This is a genomic window from Zhongshania sp., from assembly GCF_041584495.1.
GTDB lineage: Bacteria > Pseudomonadota > Gammaproteobacteria > Pseudomonadales > Spongiibacteraceae > Spongiibacter.
This window is the reverse complement of sequence record NZ_JBFHDY010000330.1, coordinates 1-1,044: the sequence shown is the minus strand read 5'-3', so window position 1 is coordinate 1,044 and position 1,044 is coordinate 1. Positions and strand designations below refer to the sequence as shown.

The 1,044-nt window shown below is 53.4% G+C and carries 1 protein-coding gene; it reads left to right on the top strand.

What is annotated here, in order from left to right:
• Positions 1-199: 199 nt before the first annotated feature.
• Positions 200-1,044, top strand: an 845-nt coding sequence (locus tag ABYP33_RS19615; protein ID WP_373093084.1) for a TonB-dependent receptor plug domain-containing protein, incomplete at its 3' end; no start/stop codon positions are given.

Below are 1,044 nucleotides of genomic sequence, written 5' to 3'. Positions count from 1 at the left end.
TTTGCCGTCAATAACTACGGCGAGCTTCGCAGCTGGGGCCTCGATTTTATCTACGAATTCAACCGTTAAGTAGTAATCCACGTAAACCTGGCCAGCGTTATGCTGGCCTTTTTTTTAGTCCACATTAACGATTTACAAGGCGAAACGCAGGGCATAGAGTAAAGGTTACAGTACTATAACTATAAAACAGGTTGTAATCATGAAAACCAGAGCCCTTGCCGGTATTGTTTCTATTGTCTCTTTATCGCTTAACACCGCTGATGCCCAAGTAGCTGACAAGCGGGCTGCCACCATCGAAGAAGTCATTGTCACGGCCAGGAAGGTGGAAGAATCCCTACAGGATACCCCGGTATCGGTAGCGGCTTTCTCCAGCAGTGACCTTGAACAGATGGGAGCCAGCGAAGCCAAGGATGTGGCGAATTTTACCCCTAACCTTCGTATGCAGAAGCAGAGCGGCAGCCAGGATAATTACGCCATGGCCATTCGCGGGGTGTCGTCGGGTGAGACCGCGCTGACCATCGACCCCACGGTGGGTGTGTATATGGACGGCGTTTATCTGGCGCGATCCACCGGCTTGGCCTTTGATATTGTCGACCTGAAACGCATTGAGGTGTTGCGCGGGCCTCAGGGTACCCTGTTTGGCCGCAATACCATCGGCGGTGCGCTGAATATCATTACCGAAAAGCCCAACGGAGAGCCCGGCTTCAAGCTGGCCCTGGGGGTGGGCGATCACGGTTACGATCGGGTGATGACCTCGATCGACTCTCCGGATTTCGGCAATCTGGCCTTTAAATTCTCGTATATGAAAAATACCTCCGAGCGCGAGTTGGAGAGCCTCTACAGCGGTAAGCCGCTGGGCGATGCCGAGGGCGAGTATTTCCGTCTGGCAACGCGCTGGAAGGCTTCAGATACGGTCGCGGTGGATTATATCTACGACAAGTCGGATCGGGAAAGTAACGCCAACACCCAGCAACTTAGCCATGTGCGGGCGGTGTATGCCGATCCCAACAGCGCTTTTTATGGCGGCCCTTATTATGAGCAGGC